Genomic DNA, 15564 nt, shown 5'->3' on the forward strand with positions numbered 1-15564 from the left:
ACCAGAATTTAAAGTCTGGGTGTTTTTTTTCTTTGTTCAAATCAACTCTTTTACATCTTCAACTGAAAAATTCCTATCTTCAAAAGCATAGAAACTAACAGTTTTTCTATCTTAGGATAGACATCTACAGCCTGCTGAATATCTAAGCAGATTTTATTTGCAAACTCTTCTTCATCCTTATCTATTTGTATTTTTTCTTTAAGATCTATAAAATATTCTTTACAGTCTTGTTTTATAAAGCTAAAAAAGTAAATGCGCTTTTCTGTAGATATATTCTTTAAAAAAGAAAAGTTACAATAATGGAAATCATCTTTTTTTATTTCATACAAAGCTTTTAAATGGGCTTCTGCTGTTTGTATTGATAATATTTTATTTTTTATAGCATTAATATCCTGCGGCATATTCTGTTCTTGCCACCACTGATTTACGCTATCCCATGAAAGAGTATTACCTAGTTGATTCATTAATAAATCGATTATATTCTCAGAAGCATAAAGACTATTCCCTTCTTGATCGCAAAAGTACTCTTCAGTATTAACTTCCTCAGCTGCACACATTGCGCATATGTTTGCCTTGATTAGACTCGGTGTTCGATCTATTAGAAAAAAATTAATCCCCATATGAGAATCAAATGCATCTTTAGCCCAAGAATGAAAAACTTCTTTAAAAGAACCCATCATAGTTTTTTCACAAAGCTCTTTATGGAAAAATTGCTTAAAAATTTCTTTTCTTTTTTTATAAAGCAATTGCAAAACTTGCTCTTCAAATGAGAAAGAATCTATTCTTTCGTAGAGCTTTTCTGCTATTTCTCCTAAACGACTAACCCCTTCTTGGGAATTTTTCCTTAGCTGTGCTATAACATTTAGAACTAACTCTTTGTTTTCTAAATTTTTTTTTGGATGGTTGCATAAATATTGAATAATTACCTTCAAATATAGCTCTATTGGTGCTAGCTGCTTTGAATCAGAACATACATTTTCTACATACTTATGCAAGTTTTTTACATAGGAGATAGGGTCTTTACTAGTATCTGCTCTTTTTATCCAATCATTGTCTTTTGATAATAGTTCTTTCGTTTGAGTAGCGTGCCATGTAATTCCTTTAAAAAAAACTAAAAGATCCGCTGCTTTTCTTTCTTTTAGTTCCGGCTTGAAGTGAATATGAAAAGGGTTATTTTTAACATCGGCAACCGTCTTATCAGTGACAATAGTATTCGTCATTGCATGTAAAGGTGTATTTTGTATAAGTCGTGAAAAATATAGATTACTAGCTAGCTCGGTTATTGATATCCAGCAAGAAAATGTTCTTTTAGAGAAAAAAACAGAAACTAGCGTGTTAATGGTTTTTAATACATGACAATAATAAGCAGGTAAAATATCGTAATTTTGAATCTGATCGATAGAAAATGTGACTGCAACGCCAATTAGCATTCCTGGCTTGCCGATCATAGCTAATGCAATAGAAGATACAATACAGATTGCATACATAAACAGCCCAGTATGATCGCAAACCCAATGGATGGTTTTTTTGATCCAAAAATGTGGTTGGTAGCCTAAAGACCAGCGATTAATTTCAAAACAAATAGAAAAGGGCACAGCTGTTACTGCTAATACCCTTACATACCAAGGAAATGTTGCCATCGGACGGTTATAAGCTTGCAAGGTTTTAGCTACTACCTTTGTTGCTGCATATACTTGATAAGATTGCGCTAAAGCTGTGAAAACATAATTATAATTGCTAAGAAAAGGGTTTGCTATCTTAGAATTAAAAATAGCTTGCACACCCAAAGGATAATCAGTAATTACACTCATAAAAAGAAAAACTGTTTAAATAGATAGTAAATATTAACTAAAAATAAAATTACCTATTCTTTAGTAAGAAATTTCAGGTTTCAGCAATAGAAGAGCTTCTTTTAAAGCATGGATAAAAATATCAATTTCTTCAAAAGTATTATAAAAAGCTAAAGAGATCCTTAATAAAGAGCTTACATGATAACGTTTTAAAATAGGTTGAGCACACAAATGCCCTGTTCTCATTGCAATTCCTCTTAAATCAAGCAATGTGGCCAAATCAAGAGGATGAAATCCATCAATGGAAAAACTTATGATAGGCCCTTTTTTCTGAGCTATACCAATGATTTTTAATCCTTTAATTTCCATGAGATGCTGAGTAGCATATTCAAGCAAATCTTTTTCCCATACGGCAACAAGCTTTTGATCAATCGACTCTATATAATCCAATGCTGCGCCTAAACCTATAACTTCTGCAATCATGGGAGTTCCTGCTTCAAATTTTAAAGGAGGTTCTTGGTAAGTGATTCTATCAAATGCTACTTCATCAATCATATCTCCTCCTCCTTGATAAGGAGGCATCACTTCTAATAGAGAACGCTTGCCGTATAACACTCCTAATCCTGTTGGACCATACATTTTGTGTGCTGAAAAAGCATAAAAATCTACTCCCATTTTTTGTACATCGATTAGCATATGAGGTGCGCTTTGAGCTCCATCGACAACTACTTTAGCACCTTTTGCATGAGCTTCTCTAACAATTTCTTCAATGGGGTTAACAGTGCCTAAAACATTTGACATATGTACAATGCTTACAATTTTAGTCTTATCGGAAAGCAGTTTTTGGAATTCTTCAAAAATTAACTCTCCAGATTCATTCACAGGGATTACTTTAAGCTGAGCTCCTCTTTCTCTACAGCACATATACCAAGGAATAATATTGGAATGATGTTCCATTTCAGAAATAAGCACTTCATCACCTGGTTGTAAACAGAGCTTACTCAGGCAGTAGGCAACAAGATTAATGGACTCTGTTGTGCTTTTGGTAAATATAATCTCCTCAATAAAAGCAGCATTTAAGAAGCGTTTAACTTTTTGGCGAACAGAATTGTAATGAGCGCTTGCTTTACTAGCAAAAGCATAAACAGAACGATTCACTGTGGCATAATGATTTGTATAAAAATCGGATATTGTATTAATTACAACCTGCGGCTTCTGAGCTGTAGCTGCTGAATCTAAGTAAATAAAAGGACGGCCATGCATTAACTGACGTAGCATAGGAAAATCTTGGCGTATTTTCCAGACATTAAATTCCTGGTTCAAAACATTTCTCTCAAAATTTGCTCTATTAAAAATCGATAAGGGATTTCTTGAATAATTTCTTGAGCATAAGCATTAAGAAGCCTCTCTTTAGCTTCTATAGGACTCAGGCCTCTTGTCTCTAAATAAAAGAGTTGATCTTCACTCAATTGAGAAACGGTAGCGCCATGCGAGGCTTTCACATCATCTGCAAAAATCTCTAGATTAGGTTTACTATTAGCAATTGCTCCAGATCCTAAGAGCAAGTTGTTATTTAACTGATAAGCTCGCGTTCTTTGTGCTTCAGAGTTCACTTTAATTTTCCCTTCAAAACTCGATCGACTAAAGTCATTTAAGATCCCCTTAAAGTGTTGCAAAGAACTGGTATCTGGTGCTTGGTGTTCAACGGTTAAATGACAATGTGAAGAGGCTTTTCCTGAGAGATTAAGGAGACCCTTTAGTTGGGTTTTACTCTCTTTTTCTTTTAAATAAACATATGCATTTATTCTAGAAACTCTACCACCTGCACCTAAATGCATTGCATGAAAAGAGGCCTTTTTTTTCAAAGCAGCTCTTAAAGAAGAAAATTGCCATCTATGCTCTTTATGATATTCTATAGAATATCCATGAACTTCTGCTTTCTCTTCCAATGTAAAATCTAATAAGGGCAAGCTTAGATAGTCATCGCTTTTGTAATCCAAACAAGAAAAAACCCATTTTGTTTGTGTATGTGCTCCTGCTACGATTTGCATACGAGGCACCGTAAGAAAAGCCTTTTCTGTTATAATTTGTAAGCATTGAATAGGTGTATTTACTACAATTTTTGGAGGAATGTAAACAAATAACCCATTAGAATGCAGGGCTAAATTTAAAGCGGCAAAAGGATCTTGCTCTTTTTGCATTTGCTGCTGAAGATGATGTTGTAAAAAAGCCTTATGCGACTGCATTGCTTCCGATAAAGACAAAATTTTGATTTGAGGAGGCAGCGCTGAAAAATTGCTCAAGTTCGGGTGAAAACAACCGTTAACAAATAGAAAATAACTGTGTTTACTTTCTGGTAGAATCTCTGACTCAAATCTCTTTTTATCTACTTCAGGACTATCACATGTCTGATCAACTGCTAAAGTGGATAAGCCTTGCAGAGAAACATATTTAAATGCATCTTGAGTGCGATTTGGCATCCCTAATTCTTGAAACTTTTTCCATGCTAGCCTTCGGTAAAAGCTGAGAGCATCTGCTGTTTTAAGTTTTTCAAACTGTGCTTCTAAATGTTGTAAAAGCAGCGATTGTGCTTGTTTAGTTAAGCCAGTCATATCCTTTTCTCTCCAGTTCTAATGCCAATGTAGCCGAGCCTGATTTCACAATTACCCCATCTAAAACAACATGAACAAAATGAGGTTTAATATAATCGAGTAAGCGTTGATAATGAGTTATTAACAGTAAACTCGAGTCCGGTTTTAAGGCACTTTGAACCCCTTTGGCAACCACTTTCATAGCATCAATATCCAACCCAGAATCGGTTTCATCAAGAATAGCAAGTTTCGGTTCTAAAACAGCCATCTGCAAGATCTCATTTTTCTTTTTTTCTCCACCCGAGAATCCTTCGTTAATGCTGCGCGATTGAAATTCTTTTTTTACTCCCACAAGATGCATTTTTTCTTGCATAATTTCATTAAATGCCTCCTCAGATAGAGAGTCTAGCAGCTGCGCCTTGCGCTTTGCATTATAAGCTGCATGTAGGAATTGAAAGTTAGAAATCCCTGTAATCTCTACAGGGTATTGAAATCCTAGAAATATTCCTAAATGAGCCCTTTCATGCGCGCTCAATTCTAATAAACTCTTTCCCTCGAAAATAAGATCCCCTGCAGTGATCTCATAAGAGGGATCTCCTGCTAAAATTTTTGCTAAAGTAGACTTACCAGCGCCATTTGGTCCCATAATTGCATGAATTTCTCCAGGATTTATCTGTAAATTTAGTCCTTTTAAGATGGTTTTCCCTGCAACGCTTGCTTGCAATTGTGTAATTTCTAACATGCTATCCAACAGAATTTTCTAATTTTAAAGTTAATAATTTTTGTGCCTCAACAGCAAACTCTAGAGGTAATTCTTGAATGACTTTTTTACAAAATCCATTAACGATTAAATTAATCGCATCTTCTCGAGAAATTCCCCTAGTTTCTAAATAAAACAGTTGCTCTTCATTCATTTTTGAAGTAGAAGCTTCATGTTCTAATTGGGCTGTTTCATTAGCTATTTCGATATAGGGGAAAGTATTGGCAGAACACTGATTTCCAATTAGCATCGAATCACATTGTGTATAGTTACGCGCTCCTTCTGCACGAGGAGCAATTTTAACAAGACCGCGGTACGTATTATGGGATTTATCCGCTGAAATCCCTTTAGATATGATTGTCGATCGTGTATTTTTACCTAGATGGATCATTTTTGTACCAGTATCCGCTTGCATCACTCCATTGGTCAGAGCTACTGAATAAAATTCTCCTACCGCGTTATCCCCTTGTAGAACACAACTGGGATATTTCCATGTAATTGCAGCTCCGGCTTCTACCTGTGTCCAACAAATTTTTGAGCTAATCCCTTGACATCGTCCTCTTTTAGTAACAAAGTTATAAATCCCTCCAAGTCCTGTCTTAGGATCTCCCGAATACCAATTCTGCACTGTAGAGTATTTAATTTCTGCGTGATCCATCGCAACCAATTCAACAACTGCTGCATGTAATTGATTTTTATTAAAAGCAGGGGCTGTGCACCCCTCTAAGTAACTTACGTAGGAGTTCTCCTCAGCAATAATCAATGTTCTTTCAAACTGCCCGCTTTCTCGGTCATTTATGCGAAAATAAGTGGATAATTCAATAGGAGAGCGCACACCTTTGGGAACATAGACAAAAGAGCCATCTGAGAATACAGCTGAATTAAGTGCTGCAAAAAAATTATCTCCAATCGGAACAACACTTCCCAGATACTTTTCTACTAATTCTGGATAAAGCTTTATCGCTTCTGAAATCGAACATAAGATCACACCTGATTCTGCTAAAGCCTTATGAAAAGTAGTCCCCAAAGAAACCGAATCAAAGACAACATCCACAGCCACATTAGCTAGCCTTTTCTGCTCGTCTAAAGGAATACCTAGCTTTGCAAATGTTTTTAAAATTTCAGGATCTACTTCATCTAAACTACTTAAAGACTGCTTTTTTTTAGGCGCAGAATAATAAGAAATGTTTTGATAATCAATAGGTGTGTAACGTAAATTTCCCCACTTTGGTTCTTTCATTTGCTTCCATTTAGCAAATGCTTGTAAACGAAACTCTAGTAAAAAAGCAGGTTCTTCTTTTTTAGCTGAAATAGAGCGAACCGTATCCTCTGATAGTCCTTTTGGAAAACTTTCCGTTTCAATCGAGGTGGTAAAACCAAATTTATACTCTGAGCGTTCTTCTATAAGTTGTTCGGTTGACATATATTTCCTATAAAATTCCTTCTATATTATCTGAACACTATAGATTTTCTCAATCAAAAGCCTCAAAATTTCTATCCATAGATATTTAACTTTAATTAAAAAAAACACACCTATTTAATACGCAATAACATACGCATATAAACTCAAATAATTTTATTACACTTTCCAAATAAGACTGAAATGATAAATCACTGGTCCTTTAAGATTTGGTTTATGTTAGCAATATTTTAGATTTATCTACCTAAAAGAAACTTCTCCTGTCATCCATCCAAGAAAAAAATACTAAAATTAAAATAAATTTTATTGAAAATAAAAAGAATACTTTTATAAAATTTTGTTTTTCCTTTAAATAACTTTCAAGGAGGTCATATGCATATATCCAGATTAACACCGCAGTCTATCATTCCCTCAGCAGAGCAATTCCAAATCTCAAACGCTGTAAAAAACGTAGCAAGAAATCTAAATAGGTTTGCTATTCCTGTTATTACTTTTATTGGATTAACAAATATGAAATCTGTAGAAGGAGGGCCTATCACTTATGCTAGCTGCGTAGTGGGATGTGAGCTTTTAGCCTCTTCTGCAACCGGTGGGATTGGCTCAGTACCAGCTCTTCAAGCATGTCTTTACTCATGTTTACCTATTTTGGCAGCTCCATGGTGCCCATGATAAATAGTAAGTATCCTTGAAAAAAACAACACCTCTTTATTAAAACCGAGAAACATATGCCTAATAAAGAAAATAAAAATGCAAAAACAAAAGATACTATAACACTGATCCGTCTTACAACTATGCAGCCCGAACAGTTAAAACTGATGCTATCTATGTCTATTATTCAAGCTATTAGCTTTTCTGGGAAAAATGTAAGCATTGAAGAAGTAGACTCTATTGTTAGAGAAAAAATTTTGCAAGACTCTTTTATAGAAAAATTTGTTTGTAGCTTTGATACAAAATTTTCTCATAAGGAAATAAAACTACTTATCAATTTTTATCAATCAAAAGCTATGGAAAAATTCCTAAAAAATAGTCAGAGCCTTTTTACTCCCATTTATGATGCATATCGTCATTTGATCAATGAAGTTTTGCAAGCTATGTAAAAAAAAGATCTTATTGCACAATTTTTTCGGTATCTTTGTAAAAACTCAGTAGTAATCATTAATAATGAGTACCATATCTTTTAATTTGTTTTCTATAGAAAACGAACATTATAAGGTAAACTTATGATTTTTTTAAAAAAAATTGTTTAATCACATTATTTGCAAAGTTTTTTTTGATTGCAATCGATCTGTGGATTTTCTATCCAAGCAGAAAAAGGCGTAATTAGATCAGCTAAAAAAGTAGTTTCTAGCCAGAAGGTAAAAAAGATATCTCCGTATCTTTCTGCTCCTAATAAAGCCTCATTTGCATAAGGCGGATAAGGATTAATTCTAGGATGAGAATAAGAAGAATCAGAAGGTGTCATAAATACATAAGCAAGCCAGAAATTGGGCTGAGAAATCTCAGATTTGAAACCTTGCTCCCAATCACTCACAATGACGGGCTTTAAGTGATAACCTTCTTCTCTTTGAACAAGCTTTTTGAATTCATCATGCGTTACCCATATTAAAACTCCATTTACTGTGTCAAAAAGATGGGTTACGAATAGATTTAACATCGCTACATCATTTTGGCGCGATGGTTTCTTTAAAGGAGACGCTTTATAGTTAAATGCACGTTGAAATCCGTAAGCCACTACCAGGCGATAGGTATCAATCGTTGTTTGAGAAATTGTTTTAAGAGCTGACTTAGGATACAATAAACTTCCATAGGCAAATATGGGAATACGCTGATTAGGAAAAAGCTGAAACACTTCTTCTACTGGTGTGGGAAACGAAAAAGAAGGATATTCTCTGAGATTTTTTTCTAGTTTTTGTGCATGCTTAACAAATAAGGCATGTCTATTAATTCCCCATGGAGGGGTTGCTGCTTTTAAATCGGTTATGAAAAAAAGAAGCAATAAAAAAAACCTCATCTTAATGCCTTGTTTAGATATATCGAAAGCTACTCGATGCTAAAAAACATGTCAAGAAGGCAGCAATCCTAAATACTTTTCTGCTTTAACAAGATGTTCAGGAAGATCAATCCCTAAAGAGCTTTCTAGAGTTTCATTTACACGAATGCGTAGATTATAAAACAAAAAGCGTAATTGTTCCAATTTTTCTGCTTCTTCAATGTCACAAGAACCTAATTGAGAGATCTTTTCTAGGGCCATTTGAGAAAAAGCATAAAGCCCAATATGCTGATAATACAATTGTAATGGATTTTGATCTCGATAATGTGGGATAGGACTACGAGAAAAATAAAGCGCATTTCCTTCATGATTACAGATAACTTTTGTAATATGAGGTGATAAAATATCAGAAGAATCGATAATTCTTTTTTTCAAAGTCCATATATCGCTATCGGAGGTTGACTGCAAAAGATCTTTAATCATTTGCTCACTGATAAATGGTTCATCTGCCTGCCAATTGACCCATATATCTGCTTGCATAAAACCTTTTTGCATAACTTCGATCAATCGATCTGTTCCTGTTGGGCATTCTTGAGATGTCATGATATAATGAGCGCCAAAGGATTGGACAACTTTTCTCGTTTCTTCTGCATCTATAGCAATTACTACTTGATTAAAACAAGAAATAGAACAGGCTTTTTCCCATACCCATCGGATTAAAGGTTTGTCATGTAGTAAGGTAAGGATTTTCTTAGGAAACCGCGTAGAGTATAATCTAGCCGGTATTACACAAATAATCTTTAGCATTCTAACCTCTTTGGGTATTCTAAATACCAACGGATAGTCTCTTTTAAAGAGGACTCGAAATCATACATAGGCGTCCAGTCAAGATTTTTTTTAATCTTAGTAGCATCAATAGAATAACGCAAATCATGTCCTGGTCTATCAGCTACTTTTTTAATGAGAAGTTTTAGTTGGGTAGGATCTTCATTTTTTAAAGCAGAAAAAGTATCGATGATAGAATAAAGTACATCGATATTTGTTTTCTCACATCCTCCTCCTATAGCATAAGACTCTCCTATAACTCCTCGTCCTAAAATTGTCCAAATAGCCTTAACGTGATCTTCAACAAATAACCAATCACGAATGTTCATTCCTTCTCCATATATAGGTAGAAAAGATTTATGCAAACAACCTGCAATCATCCTTGGAATAAACTTCTCTGGATGTTGACAAGGCCCATAATTATTGGAGCAATGAGAAATAGTGGTCAAAAGTTTATACGTATGGGCATATGCACGTACGAAGTGATCTGCTGCTGCTTTGGACGCCGCATAAGGAGAGTTGGGTTTATAAAGAGATGTTTCCTTAAAAGAGCTCTCTTGATGAGTTAAAGATCCATATACTTCATCTGTAGATACATGATGAAAGTGAATTTGAGGAAATAAACGTACAAGATCTAGCAGAGCAAGAGTTCCTCCTACATTAGTCTCTAAAAATTCTTTTGATCCTAAAATGCTTCTATCAACATGACTTTCTGCAGCAAAGTGCACAATTACTTCAATCTGATGTTCTTCTAAAAGCTGTGCTACTCTTTTTTGATCACAAATATCTGCTTGCACAAACACATGACGTCCATCATTTTGAATGGGCTCTAGATTATGCATATTACCAGCATAAGTCAGCGCATCAAGATTTATAATTTTCTCAACTCCATAAACCTTGTTTAGTCCATAGCGAATAAAGCAAGAACCAATAAAGCCTGCCCCTCCAGTAACTAATAAAGATTTAAACCGTGATCGCATCTATAAAAAATTCTCCTAATGCCTCTTTCCAATGTCTGGGATCTCTATTCAACTTTTTAGAAATTTTCCGTGTCCCTAATACGTTGAACCTCGGGCGTTTTGCCATATTTACATAGTTAATAGCTGAAGTAGGAATAATTTTCTTACAAAAGATGCGATCTTGCAGCTTGTCAAAAAGTTCTTTTGCAACATCAAAACGAGAACAAACACCTTGATTTACAAAATGATAAATTCCTTTCTCTTGTATAAGATACAAAACAATAGAAGCTAAATCATAGCAATACGTAAGACATCCCCATTGATCTTGGACTACATGAATCTCTTCTTGATTTTGTAATAAAGGCAATAAAGAACTGATGAAATTTTTTCCTTCTGTACCAAAAATCCAAGAAGTGCGAAGAACACATGCGCTAGGATGAATATCCAATACTAGATTTTCTCCTGCTAGTTTACTTGCACCATACACATTTAGAGGACAAGGAGTATCTTCTTCGCAGTAAGGAGCTTGCCGATCTCCTGAAAATACATAATCCGTTGAGATATGCATTAAGTGCGCATCTATTAACTTGGCTACTTTTGCCACAAAAGATGCTCCTGTTGCATTTATCAAAAAGGCTAACTCTGGATTTTTTTCTGCTTGATCTACATGAGTATAAGCAGCACAATTAATCACATGTGTTGGTTGTATTAACCTAGCTCTTTGTAATAGTTGATTATAATCTGTGATATCAGCTAAAGATCTATCATCAACAACGCACTGCAAATTTTTTTGTATACATATTTTTGCACATACACTAGCTAGCATCCCTTTGCCACCTAAAATCCAAATCTTCATATTATTTGCCGTAAAAATGGATGATTGCGATCTTTCTCAGAAAGGATAACCGAAGAAAGAGGCCATTTAATCCCTATATCAGGATCATCATAACGAAATCCTTTTTCTTCCAGTGGATCAAAAAAATTGCTTACTTTATAGCAAACATGAGCGGTTTCACTGATCACACAAAATCCATGTGCATATCCTGTAGGAATAAATAACTGTTCCCCTTTTTTCGCGTCCAAATAGACCCCTAGCCATTTGCCAAAAGTAGAGCGCATTGGGCAAATATCTACTACTACATCAAAAATAACCCCTTGTACTACCCAAATCAATTTTGCTTGACCCGGTAATCTCTGAAAGTGCATTCCTCTTAAAGTTCCACGTCGGGAGAAAGAATGATTGTCCTGAACAAATTCACAATGAATTCCTTTTTCGATATAGCGTTGTTTATGAAACGTTTCCGAAAAAAAACCTCTTTGATCAAAAAATCTCTGTGGTTTAATTAAACTGATTCCAGGTAAAGTTAAAGTTTCTATTTTCATATTAAAGCAGTGTATGTATAAAGCAATACTATCATTTTTTATCTTAATTAACCTGACTTTTTCAAGTACTCATACAAAATATACGTATGAGATACAAAAAAACCTACTTGTGCCTTGTTGGCTTAAATATATGACTTAAACTATTAGAACATGAATATTTTTAAAACTTATCTAATACGACTTGTTGCTTTATGCTCTCCTTTGACTGGGTTTACAAGCTCTTCTGATATACTTCATATTGCTCCTACTGAACCCTGGTTTACAGGACCTTTGCTTACACCATCTGCTAATGTCATTCCTAAAGGCCATTACAATATACAATCCTATTTGTTCTTTACAAATACCTATGGACATTACAATGCCCATTGGAAAAACCATTCTATGCCCCACTTATTTATTGGTTCTTTTGTATTAGATATCGAGTTCGGATTGTCAAAAATTTGTGACTTCCAATTCAATCCTCTAGTATTATATAAGCATCAGAAAGATATCCATACATGGGCATTTGGAGATATTCCTATATCCCTTGGCTTTCAATTATATAAAGCTGCGCCTACTGGACCTGCCATTAAACTAAGATTGCTTGCTACTTTGCCTACAGGAAAATATCAACACTTAAGCTTACATAAACAAGGCTTAGATGCAGGTGGATCAGGAAGTTACTTTCCAGGCATTGCTTTAGTTATTGGGCGAACATTTCAAATGGGATGCTCTCACTTTTTAGCAACCCGTTTTAACTTAAGCTATCGTCTTCCTACGCCTGTTCATGTAAAAGGATTAAATTCCTATGGAGGAGGGTCTCATACAAGAGGTAAAATATTTCCTGGACAATTTTTTATTTCTCTATTGGGACTAGAATGGTCTTTAACTCAACGCTTTGTTTTAGCTTGTGATTTAGAGTATATACATACTAATAAAACACGTTTTAAAGGGAACAAAGGTCATTTGAATGGTATTCCTCATTTAATAGGCTCTGCTTCAAAAGAGCAAATAAGCATCGCACCTGCAATTGAGTATAATTTTAATCACAACGTAGGGATCATTGCTGGTTGTTGGTTTACTATAGCAGGGCGCAATATACCTGCATTTGCAAGCGGTATTATCTCTCTTAACATCTACAAGTAAATTTTATGTTTTTAAGATTACTACTTCTTCTATCTCTTGTAATGAGTTGTGATGGGAAAATACACTCTCCTCATACTTCCTATTTCAGTCTTTCCAAAAAGGAAGCGTATGCGATCGGTCAGAAAATTTGGCAAAATGAATGTGGCGCCACTACCCATAAACTGCTAAGCTGGAATCTCAGTGAAGATTTTCTCTCTTTAGGGATTGGTCATTTTATTTGGTATCCAAAAGACAGACCAAAACAATTTGCAGATACATTTCCTGACTTTCTTCTATTCTTACAAAAACATTGTGTTTCCATTCCCTCTTGGCTTAAGAAAGAAAAAAGTTGTCCCTGGTGCTCTAAGCAAGAATTTGATCAAACCCAAGATCCACGCAAGCAAAGCTTAAAAAAACTACTGACTCAGACCATTGAATTGCAAATGCTCTTTATCGTACAACGCTCTCAAAAAGCCATTGCAACCATTCTTTTTTCTCTTCCTCTTAAAGAAAAAAAATCTTTTATCAAAAAAATACATCTGCTTGCTCAAACCTCTAATGGAAAATACGCCATCATAGATTATATTAATTTCAAGGGAGAGGGAACTACGCTTAAAGAGCAATATGCAAATCAAGGATGGGGATTAAAACAAGTGATACAAAATATGCCAAATCAACTAACTAACCCCGTTCAAGATTTTGTGAAAGCAGCTAATTTTTTGCTTGAAAACCGGGTAGCTAATGCGCCTAGAGATGAATCACGTTGGCTACCTGGATGGAAAAATCGCCTATCGACTTATTTGAACCCTTAATCCCTTACGTAAGCTAAAAACTTTTTTATATTCATCTTCTTTATTTCTTCCATTCCTGTATGCTTAGCAATTTCCTCTCCTTGATTATCTAAAACAATCAAAGTAGGTAAGCCAGTTATGTTAAATTTTTTACATAAGTCATCTGTTTTTGGATTACTTGCATTGATCTTAATAAAGATAATCTGCTTATCAAACAGACGCGCCCAACTTTCATATAAAGGCTTAAATTGCTCGCAAGGAGGGCAAGAATTTTTATAAAAGTCGATAAAGACTATTTTTTGATCTTCTAAAAACGTATCTAGCTCTTCCAAAGAAGAGACTTCAAGAATCTTTCCTTGAATTTTAAGCAATTGCTTATTTGCAGAATAAATCGGCAAAGAGCAAACCATAAATAAACCACTTAAAATCATTAGAATGCTTTTCATTTATATTTCCTTTTTTAATTTGTTTTGCAGAAGCTCACAAGGCTTACACGGTTTATTGGCCTCTTTTTGTAATTGCATAGCTGCTTTAGCTCCATCTGCTGCTGCACAAATTGCCTGTTTAAATTCCGGATCTGCTACCTCTCCTGCAGCATATACTCCCTTAATAGAGGTTTTTTGATGTTCCTTTAGCCGAATATATCCTGAATCTAGCTCTAATTGATTGGCAAATAGCTTTGTGTTTGGCATAGATCCAATAGCTAAAAATAAAGCATCTACTGGTAAGTGATAACTTTTTTTGTGTTTTTGATTGGATAAAATAAGATAGCTGACCCGATCTTTTTCTCCCTTTATCTCTTTTACTATAGTTTGATAGAAAACTTCTACATTTGGCAAAGATACCACTTGTTTCTCTCTTTGTTTTTCTACAGTACGAAAACCTCTTCCGCGTACTATGATATAAACTTTTTTAGCAAGGTTAGCAAGATATTGCGCTTCTGTTAAAGCTCCATCTCCTCCTCCTACCACTGCTACAATTTTGTCCTTGTAAAATCCCCCATCACATACTGCACAACTATATACTCCTTTAGACCAATAACTCTGTTCTCCAGGAATATGCAATTTATTAGGGGTTGCTCCTAAAGCGACAACTACAATAGGAGCATAGTATATCATTTCCTCTTGAGTAATTAAAGAACGAGTTGTTATTTGGTGCGCTTTTTGAGAAAGATCATGAGAGAGTGCTACATCAATTACTTCCTCTCTAAGTAATTCTGCTCCGGTTAAACGTGCTTGATTTTCAAGATCTTTACCTAGTTCAATTCCTGAAATCACATCTTTTCCTGGCCAATTTTCTACTCTAGGAGATTGGGTAATCATACCCCCTACACTACCTCCTGTAATTACAACCGGCTTAATCCCAGCACGTCCACAATAAATAGCAGTTGTTAAACCAGCAGGACCGCTTCCTAAAATCAAAACCGGCACATCTCTTGTTTCAGCAGCATAAATAAAAGTAGAAAATAGAATTAGAATTTTAACTAAAATTTTTTTCATTTATACCTCTCTTTAATTTACATGTAATTTTTTTAAGAATAAAAATAAAGATTTAAAAAAATAGAATTACTTTTTATTTCTAAAAATTAGATTGGCTTAAAATAGAGCCTTTCATAAAAAGCTTTATACGCATAATCTAAGAACATATTTAAAATATTTTGTTTAGGATAAAATAAAGACACATTCTTAGAACAATAGACCCGATGAAGAATACTGCGCTATTCTCTAGAGATTCTCTAAAAAATGGCATAACGTTTATTCGTATTTTCGAATCTGGAATGAACATATGGAAGTTGCCTCAAGCGTGCTATCGAACAAGTTTTTTAAAAAATCATTATAGTAGGCGCATAGCAACGATGGCCAAAATGAAAAGACAAAGTTAAACTTGATCAATAACAAAGAAATCAGCTCAGCAAAGAATTTTATGCCAAGATTATTTCCTATAAGATATG

At 34.6% G+C, this 15564-nt stretch carries 16 protein-coding genes; 4 read left to right on the forward strand and 12 right to left on the reverse strand.

Annotated features, from left to right (window positions below):
- Positions 1–50: 50 nt before the first annotated feature.
- Genes RHAB15C_RS06310 through sufB form a run of 5 tightly spaced genes read right to left on the reverse strand, consistent with a single transcriptional unit; the run spans position 51 to position 6564 of the window.
- Entirely contained in the window at positions 51–1811 is a 1761-nt protein-coding gene (locus RHAB15C_RS06310; RefSeq protein ID WP_194845184.1) for a hypothetical protein, read from the reverse strand.
- Positions 1812–1871: 60 nt separating this feature from the next.
- Complete coding sequence (locus RHAB15C_RS06315) at positions 1872–3113, reverse strand: aminotransferase class V-fold PLP-dependent enzyme (protein WP_246587546.1); 1242 nt, start codon at positions 3111–3113, stop codon at positions 1872–1874.
- Complete coding sequence (sufD, locus tag RHAB15C_RS06320; RefSeq protein WP_194845183.1) at positions 3110–4402, reverse strand: Fe-S cluster assembly protein SufD; 1293 nt, start codon at positions 4400–4402, stop codon at positions 3110–3112. Before sufD ends, RHAB15C_RS06315 begins: the two co-directional genes overlap by 4 nt.
- Positions 4386–5123 (reverse strand): Fe-S cluster assembly ATPase SufC, encoded by a 738-nt coding sequence (sufC, locus tag RHAB15C_RS06325; RefSeq protein WP_194845182.1) that lies wholly within the window; start codon positions 5121–5123, stop codon positions 4386–4388. The genes sufD and sufC overlap by 17 nt, the downstream gene beginning before the upstream one ends.
- 1 nt (position 5124) lies before the next feature.
- Complete coding sequence (sufB, locus tag RHAB15C_RS06330; protein ID WP_194845181.1) at positions 5125–6564, reverse strand: Fe-S cluster assembly protein SufB; 1440 nt, start codon at positions 6562–6564, stop codon at positions 5125–5127.
- A gap of 369 nt (positions 6565–6933) precedes the next feature.
- Between sufB and RHAB15C_RS06335 the strand changes: the two genes are divergently transcribed.
- Together RHAB15C_RS06335 and RHAB15C_RS06340 are read left to right on the forward strand one after the other, a co-directional pair.
- Complete coding sequence (locus RHAB15C_RS06335; protein WP_194845180.1) at positions 6934–7230, forward strand: hypothetical protein; 297 nt, start codon at positions 6934–6936, stop codon at positions 7228–7230.
- 56 nt (positions 7231–7286) lie between these two features.
- Positions 7287–7658 carry a hypothetical protein gene (locus RHAB15C_RS06340; RefSeq protein ID WP_194845179.1) on the forward strand — a complete coding sequence of 124 codons (372 nt, stop codon included), beginning with the start codon at positions 7287–7289 and terminating at the stop codon, positions 7656–7658.
- 155 nt (positions 7659–7813) lie between these two features.
- On the opposite strand, the gene RHAB15C_RS06345 is transcribed toward RHAB15C_RS06340, so the two are convergent.
- The 5 genes from RHAB15C_RS06345 to rfbC are packed head-to-tail and all read right to left on the reverse strand — an operon-like array spanning position 7814 to position 11718.
- Positions 7814–8572, reverse strand: a complete 759-nt coding sequence (locus RHAB15C_RS06345; RefSeq protein WP_194845178.1) for a hypothetical protein — start codon at positions 8570–8572, stop codon at positions 7814–7816.
- Between the two features lie 51 nt (positions 8573–8623).
- Positions 8624–9358: a 3-deoxy-manno-octulosonate cytidylyltransferase gene (gene kdsB, locus RHAB15C_RS06350; RefSeq protein ID WP_194845177.1), complete on the reverse strand. Its 735-nt coding sequence runs from the start codon at positions 9356–9358 to the stop codon at positions 8624–8626.
- A complete protein-coding gene (gene rfbB, locus RHAB15C_RS06355; RefSeq protein WP_194845176.1) occupies positions 9352–10356 on the reverse strand; it encodes a dTDP-glucose 4,6-dehydratase in 1005 nt (334 codons plus the stop codon). The genes kdsB and rfbB overlap by 7 nt, the downstream gene beginning before the upstream one ends.
- Positions 10340–11191 (reverse strand): dTDP-4-dehydrorhamnose reductase, encoded by an 852-nt coding sequence (rfbD, locus tag RHAB15C_RS06360; RefSeq protein WP_194845175.1) that lies wholly within the window; start codon positions 11189–11191, stop codon positions 10340–10342. Before rfbD ends, rfbB begins: the two co-directional genes overlap by 17 nt.
- Positions 11188–11718, reverse strand: a complete 531-nt coding sequence (rfbC, locus tag RHAB15C_RS06365; protein WP_194845174.1) for a dTDP-4-dehydrorhamnose 3,5-epimerase — start codon at positions 11716–11718, stop codon at positions 11188–11190. The genes rfbD and rfbC overlap by 4 nt, the downstream gene beginning before the upstream one ends.
- Positions 11719–11868: 150 nt before the next feature.
- On the opposite strand from rfbC, the gene RHAB15C_RS06370 reads away from it, so the two are divergent.
- Positions 11869–12843 (forward strand): hypothetical protein, encoded by a 975-nt coding sequence (locus RHAB15C_RS06370; protein ID WP_194845173.1) that lies wholly within the window; start codon positions 11869–11871, stop codon positions 12841–12843.
- A gap of 5 nt (positions 12844–12848) precedes the next feature.
- On the forward strand, positions 12849–13634 hold the full coding sequence (locus tag RHAB15C_RS06375) for a hypothetical protein (RefSeq protein WP_194845172.1): 786 nt from the start codon (positions 12849–12851) through the stop codon (positions 13632–13634).
- On the opposite strand, the gene RHAB15C_RS06380 is transcribed toward RHAB15C_RS06375, so the two are convergent.
- Positions 13631–14059: a thioredoxin family protein gene (locus RHAB15C_RS06380; RefSeq protein ID WP_194845171.1), complete on the reverse strand. Its 429-nt coding sequence runs from the start codon at positions 14057–14059 to the stop codon at positions 13631–13633. The two genes, RHAB15C_RS06375 and RHAB15C_RS06380, sit on opposite strands and share 4 nt — an antisense overlap.
- Positions 14060–15112, reverse strand: coding sequence for an NAD(P)/FAD-dependent oxidoreductase (locus RHAB15C_RS06385; protein WP_194845170.1), 1053 nt, complete (start codon positions 15110–15112; stop codon positions 14060–14062). It abuts the gene before it with no gap.
- Positions 15113–15564 lie beyond the last annotated feature (452 nt).

It is taken from the genome of Candidatus Rhabdochlamydia porcellionis, assembly GCF_015356815.2.
GTDB classification, from domain to species: Bacteria; Chlamydiota; Chlamydiia; order Chlamydiales; family Rhabdochlamydiaceae; genus Rhabdochlamydia; species Rhabdochlamydia porcellionis.